Source organism: Pedobacter arcticus A12 (assembly GCF_000302595.1).
Lineage (GTDB): Bacteria > Bacteroidota > Bacteroidia > Sphingobacteriales > Sphingobacteriaceae > Pseudopedobacter > Pseudopedobacter arcticus.
Genome location: NZ_JH947125.1, coordinates 1,206,017 through 1,212,503 on the forward strand (window position 1 = coordinate 1,206,017; position 6,487 = coordinate 1,212,503).

8 protein-coding genes are annotated in these 6,487 nt (G+C 37.8%); all 8 read left to right on the forward strand.

Features of this window, described 5'->3' with window-relative positions; genetic code table 11:
- Positions 1–36 precede the first annotated feature (36 nt).
- Positions 37–1,029 (forward strand): tRNA dihydrouridine synthase DusB, encoded by a 993-nt coding sequence (gene dusB / locus B176_RS0106710; RefSeq protein WP_017258023.1) that lies wholly within the window; start codon positions 37–39, stop codon positions 1,027–1,029.
- A gap of 50 nt (positions 1,030–1,079) precedes the next feature.
- Positions 1,080–1,466 (forward strand): Co2+/Mg2+ efflux protein ApaG, encoded by a 387-nt coding sequence (gene apaG, locus B176_RS0106715; RefSeq protein ID WP_017258024.1) that lies wholly within the window; start codon positions 1,080–1,082, stop codon positions 1,464–1,466.
- Between the two features lie 123 nt (positions 1,467–1,589).
- Positions 1,590–2,711, forward strand: a complete 1,122-nt coding sequence (locus B176_RS0106720; RefSeq protein ID WP_017258025.1) for a DegT/DnrJ/EryC1/StrS family aminotransferase — start codon at positions 1,590–1,592, stop codon at positions 2,709–2,711.
- Positions 2,698–3,207, forward strand: a complete 510-nt coding sequence (locus B176_RS0106725) for an N-acetyltransferase (protein WP_017258026.1) — start codon at positions 2,698–2,700, stop codon at positions 3,205–3,207. Before B176_RS0106720 ends, B176_RS0106725 begins: the two co-directional genes overlap by 14 nt.
- 39 nt (positions 3,208–3,246) lie before the next feature.
- Positions 3,247–3,834 (forward strand): DUF3109 family protein, encoded by a 588-nt coding sequence (locus B176_RS0106730; RefSeq protein ID WP_017258027.1) that lies wholly within the window; start codon positions 3,247–3,249, stop codon positions 3,832–3,834.
- A 54-nt stretch (positions 3,835–3,888) separates the two neighbouring features.
- Complete coding sequence (gene rfbA / locus B176_RS0106735; protein ID WP_017258028.1) at positions 3,889–4,761, forward strand: glucose-1-phosphate thymidylyltransferase RfbA; 873 nt, start codon at positions 3,889–3,891, stop codon at positions 4,759–4,761.
- A 373-nt stretch (positions 4,762–5,134) separates the two neighbouring features.
- A complete protein-coding gene (locus tag B176_RS19125; protein WP_083852687.1) occupies positions 5,135–5,539 on the forward strand; it encodes a four helix bundle protein in 405 nt (134 codons plus the stop codon).
- Entirely contained in the window at positions 5,518–5,715 is a 198-nt protein-coding gene (locus B176_RS20905; protein WP_154647900.1) for a hypothetical protein, read from the forward strand. Before B176_RS19125 ends, B176_RS20905 begins: the two co-directional genes overlap by 22 nt.
- Positions 5,716–6,487: the final 772 nt, after the last annotated feature.

Sequence of the window (6,487 nt, forward strand, 5' to 3'; positions counted from 1 at the left end):
GTAAATTTGCGGTTAAATTAATGATTTGATTCCTGAATGTCTGTTAAAATAGGAAATATCGATTTGGGAAATTTCCCGCTTTTGCTTGCGCCGATGGAGGATGTGAGCGATCCACCGTTCCGTTTTGTTTGTAAACAAAGTGGCGTGGATATGATGTATACTGAGTTTATTTCTTCGGAGGGTTTGATTAGGGATGCCGCTAAAAGTAGGCAGAAACTGGATATTTTTGAATATGAAAGACCAATCGGAATCCAGATTTTCGGTTCAGAGATTGATCACATGCGTCAGGCAACAGAAATATCTTCCTTAGCTAATCCCGATTTGATTGATATCAATTACGGTTGCCCGGTAAAAAATGTAGCCTGTCGTGGAGCAGGAGCAAGTTTGTTGCAGGATATTGATAAAATGGTAGCCATGACGGCTGCCGTTGTTAAAGCCACCCATTTACCAGTAACTGTTAAAACCCGTTTAGGTTGGGATGATCATACCAAAAACGTTTACGAGGTTGCCGAAAGATTGCAGGATGTAGGTATCCAGGCATTAACAATTCACGGTAGAACGCGTTCGCAGATGTATAAAGGCAGTGCAGACTGGAGTTTGATCAGAGAAATTAAACGTAACCCACGGATAAAAATTCCGATTTTCGGGAATGGAGATATAGATTCACCGGAGAAAGCTGCTGATTGGCGGTTGGAATATGAGGTAGATGGGATCATGATTGGCAGAGCGGCAATTGGTTATCCCTGGATTTTTAGAGAGGTAAAACACTTTTTTGAAACCGGCGAACATTTAGCACCGCCAACGTTAAAAGAACGTGTGGATACTTGTAAAACCCATCTGCAAAAATCGGTTGAATGGAAAGGTCCAAAAACCGGTATTTTTGAAATGCGTCGTCATTATGCCAATTACTTTAAAGGAATTGCTAATTTTAAAGATTGGCGGATGAAATTGGTTTCGCTAGAGCATATTGCGGAGATAGAAGATGTTTTAAATGATATTGAAAATAAATTTAGTTTAGAATTGGTTTAAATTTTGCGATTTTAAAATAATTCTGATAAATTGAGTAAAAGAATAAAAATATGGTAGCCCAAATTACTGAACGCGTTAAAGTTTCTGTGGAAACCACCTATCAGCCGGAGTATTCAAATCCGGCTAACGAGCATTTTATGTTTGCTTATCAAATTAAGATTGAAAACTTGGGCGATTATAGCATCCAGTTGTTACGTCGCCATTGGTTAATTTTTGATTCAAACGGTACAAAAAGAGAGGTTGAAGGAGAAGGAGTGGTGGGTTTACAGCCTATTATTGAGCCTGGGCAATACCACGAATATGTTTCTGGTTGCAATTTAAAAACAGATATGGGAACCATGGGAGGTTCTTTTCAAGTAAAAAGATTGGTAGATGAAGAAGTTTTTGAGGTAAAAATCCCAGAATTTTCTTTAATTGCACCATATAAGCTGAACTAAGCTACACATCAACATACCTAACTTTTAACGGTCTAAAATCGTTTGCTTCCGCTTACACATTCCAAAACGTTAATCCGAAAAACAAAAACAAAATTTACGAAAGAATTTAAGGATAGTACGTTTATGAGTATCAGAATGATTGATTTAGAGGCCGAATATGTTTTATTGGCAGAAGAGGTATTGCCGGTGATTACCAAGGTTTTAAAAAGTGGCTCATACATTCAGGGCAAGATTGTCCGTGATTTCGAACAGGATTTGGCTCAGTATCTTAATGTAAAACATGTTATTTCCTGTGGCAACGGAACCGATGCCTTGCAGATTTCCCTGATGGCTTTGGGGATCCAAGCAGGAGACGAGGTGATTATTCCAGCTTTTTCTTATATCGCAGTAGCAGAAGTGGTATGCTTGCTGGGTGCAACACCCGTTTTTGTTGATGTGGACGAAACCTATTTTCAGTTGGCTATCGCCTCGGTACAAAAAGCGATCAACCTAAAAACCAAAGCCATTATCCCCGTTCATCTTTTTGGCCAATCCGCTCATTTTGAAGCACTGTGTGAGCTGGCGCAACGCAATAAAATTAAGATTATCGAAGATTGTGCGCAAGCATTAGGTGGAAAATATTCAATCGATGGTAAAGAAAAGTTTTTGGGTAGCATCGGCGATTTTGGATGTACCTCATTTTTCCCTACCAAAAATCTATCCTGTTTTGGCGATGGTGGAGCCTTGTTTACCAACGACGATGAGCTAGCTGCAAGAGCGAGAATGATTGCCAATCACGGGCAAAAGAAGAGATACGACCACCATTTGGTTGGAGTGAACTCAAGGTTAGATAGTTTACAGGCAGGTATTCTTAAAGTGAAGCTCACGAAGCTAAATCAGGTTATAGAAAGAAAATCAGCCATTGCAGAACGGTATAAGGATAGATTAAAAAATCTTAAGCTTGTTGAATTGCCAGATAATTGTTTGGCCGGTCAAAATTCCTGGCATCAGTTTACCATAAAAGTGGCAAATGGTTTAAGAAACCCGCTTAAAGAACACTTAACAGCTAAAGGTATCGACAGTATGATTTATTACCCAATGCCAATTACCGACCAGATTGCTTATCAAAGTTACGGTGCCGAGTTTCCTGTTGCCCAGAAACTGAGCTACGAAGTTTTGTCTTTACCCGTCCATCAGTTATTGACACTGAAAGATATAGATTATATTTGCGCTCAGATAATAGCTTTTTTTGATGCAAGATCCTAATTTTTTTGTGCACCCAACATCCATAATTGATGAAAATGTAAGCATTGGAGGCGGGTCTTCCGTATGGCATTTTTCGCACATTTCCGAAGGAACTACTATTGGAGCGAATTGTAATATCGGGCAAAATGTGTTTATCGGTAAAAATGTAAAAGTGGGGAATGGCGTTAAAATTCAAAACAATGTCTCCGTTTATGAAGGTGTAACGCTGGAAGACGATGTTTTTATAGGACCATCTGTAGTGTTTACCAATATTTTGAACCCTAGGGCGTTTATTAATCGCAAAGCCGAATTTAAAACAACAATAGTTAAAAAAGGAGCAACCTTGGGCGCCAATAGCACCATAGTTTGTGGCAATAATATAGGCGAATTTTCATTGTTGGGCGCAGGCTCTGTATTAACGAAAAGCACTGCTAATTTTGAACTTTGGTACGGAAACCCGGCGGTAAAAAGAGGAATGGTGGATAAAGAGGGGAATATTATAGATCATAGTTTATAGTCCATAGACCATGGACAATCGACTATTAGCAAGAAAACTATGCGTGAAAAAGTAATGTTAGAAATAGGGGGGCATTTAGTTTCGGAAGAGTTGATCAAAGAAAACTTTATCTGCAACCTCGAAAAATGTAAGGGAGCTTGTTGCATAGAGGGAGATTCTGGAGCGCCTTTAAACGAGGATGAACTGGCGATTTTGGAGGAAATTTATCCGAAGGTAAAACCCTATATGACGCAAAAAGGAATTGAAGCTATTGAGCAACAAGGGACATCGGTAAAGGATTTTGAGGGCGATTATACCACGACTTGTGTGGATGTTAATAAAGAATGTGCTTATGTAACCTGGGAAAATGGAATTACCAAATGTGCGATTGAAAAAGCTTATGAAGATAAGGTGATTGATTGGAAAAAGCCTATTTCCTGCCACCTTTACCCAATTCGTTTAACCCAATATCCGGAGTTCGATATGTTGCATTACGATCGGTGGAGCATTTGTAGTTCGGCTTGCACTTTGGGCAACGAGCATAAAGTTAAAGTCTATCAGTTTTTAAAAGAGCCTTTAATAAGAAAGTATGGGGAAGATTGGTATGATGAACTAGAAGAAAATATAAATGTTTTAAATAAGGGTTAAATTTTTACCTTTGCATTTCTAACAGAAAAACATAATAATTTAAATTATACCACCTTGAAAGGAATAATTTTAGCAGGAGGAACAGGTTCTCGTTTACATCCACTTACGCTTGCAGTAAGCAAGCAAATGATGCCGGTTTATGATAAACCGATGATTTATTATCCTTTAGCCACGTTGATGTTAGCTGGGATTAATGAAGTTTTAATCATCTCAACCCCTCAAGACTTACCAGGATTTCAGAAATTATTGGGTGACGGAGAAAGCATGGGATGCAAATTCTCCTATGCCGAACAACCCTCTCCAGATGGTTTAGCACAGGCTTTTATTATTGGAGAAGAATTTATCGGTAATGATGCGGTAGCTTTAGTTTTAGGAGATAATATTTTCTTTGGCGACGGAATGGCTAAACTGATGCAGGCAAACAATGACCCAAAAGGAGGCGTAGTTTTCGCTTATCCAGTCCATGATCCTGAAAGATATGGTGTAGTGGAATTTGATGCCGATAAAAAAGCTATTTCTATTGAAGAAAAGCCTGAAAACCCAAAATCAAATTACGCAGTACCAGGGTTGTATTTTTATGATAACAGTGTGGTTGAAGTTGCGAAAAACATCAAGCCTTCGCCAAGGGGAGAATTGGAGATTACCGACATCAATAAGTATTATTTGAAAAAAGGGTTACTTAAAGTAGGTTTGTTGAGCAGAGGAACGGCTTGGTTAGACACCGGAACATTCGAGTCCCTAATGCAAGCTGGTACATTTGTACAAGTGATTGAAGACCGTCAGGGATTAAAAATCGGTTGTATCGAAGAAATAGCCTACCGTATGAATTTTATAGATAAAGAAGCGCTACGTAAATTGGGAGAGCCTTTGGTGAAAAGTGGTTACGGAAAGTATTTGATAGATATTGCAGACGGAAAGATTTTGTAGGGGAGGACTTGCAGGGTGGTTAGTTTGGAGTGACGGAAGGACTTGAATGGTGGTAAGTTTGGAAGAATGGAGTATTGGAATACTGGAAAGTAATCGTTTAACATTCCACCATTCCAAAAATGATTTACAACAGCAAAGAGCACTACAAAACAAAAGAGAATTGTGGTAACAAAGAGAAACCTTCCAACCCTCCAAAGTTCCCATTCCAAAAATGATTTACAACAGCAAAGAGGATTACAAAACAAAAGAGAATAGCGGTAACAAAGAGGAACCTTCCAATCCTCCAAAGTTCCATTATTCCAAAAAAGAATATCAATAGAAAGAGCATTAAAAAATAAAGAGAATAACGAAAGAGACGAGAAACTACTTAAAAATGGAACGAAAGAACGTCAATCGGGGTTTTAAAAAGCTGAGAGTCTGGAGCGATGCCATTGATTTGTATGTTCTTTGTTGTCCTGTTCTGATGAATTTTCCGTTCGAATTAAAAAAGACGGCTGGAAACTGTTTGGATAGTGCGCATAGCATTAGCAGAAATATTGCAGAGGGGTATTGTAGGAGAGGAATTAAAGAATATTTGAATTTTCTGAATATTGCATTAGCTTCGAGTGGCGAGTTTCATTCAAGTTTAATTAGTTTTTTAAAAGCGGGTCAAATCAGTGAGCAGACTTTTGAAAAGTTAGATAGCTTACATTTTAAAACAGAAAATGCGTTGATTAACCTAATTAAGTCCTTACAGGTTAAATTGAAAGACGGAAGTTGGGAAGATTCGTTCAGGTAAGGAGGATTTGCAAGACGAAGAATTGGAGTGATGGAGGAGCTTGTGGCGTGGCAAGTTTGGAGTATTGGGGACTTTCATGGTGGTTAGTTTGGAATAATGGAGTATTGGAATACTGGAAAGCAACCGTTCAACATTCCACCATTCCAAAAGCGATTTACAACAGCAAAGAGCGTTAAAAAATAAAAGAGAATAGTGGTAAGTTTGGAATAGTGGAATAATGGAGTATTGGAATACTGGAAAGCAACCGTTCAACATTCCACCATTCCAAAAGCGATTTACAACAGCAAAGAGCGTTAAAAAATAAAAGAGAATAGTGGTAACAAAGAGGAATCTTCCAATCCTCCAAAGTTCCACCATTCCAAAACAAAATATTAAAAGAAAAGAGGATTACAAAACAAAAGAGAATAGTGGTAACAAAGAGGAATCTTCCAATCCTCCAAAGTTCCACCATTCCAAAACAAAATATTAAAAGAAAAGAGGATTACAAAACAAAAGAGAATAGTGGTAACAAAGAGGAATCTTCCAATCCTCCAAAGTTCCACCATTCCAAAACAAAATATTAAAAGAAAAGAGGATTACAAAACAAAAGAGAATAGTGGTAACAAAGAGGAATCTTCCAATCCTCCAAAGTTCCACCATTCCAAAACAAAATATTAAAAGAAAAGAGGATTACAAAACAAAAGAGAATAGTGGTAACAAAGAGGAATCTTCCAATCCTCCAAAGTTCCACCATTCCAAAACAAAATATTAAAAGAAAAGAGGATTACAAAACAAAAGAGAATAGTGGTAACAAAGAGGAATCTTCCAATCCTCCAAAGTTCCACCATTCCAAAACAAAATATTAAAAGAAAAGAGGATTACAAAACAAAAGAGAATAGTGGTAACAAAGAGGAATCTTCCAATCCTCCAAAGTTCCACCATTCCAAAACAAAATATTAAAAGAAAAGA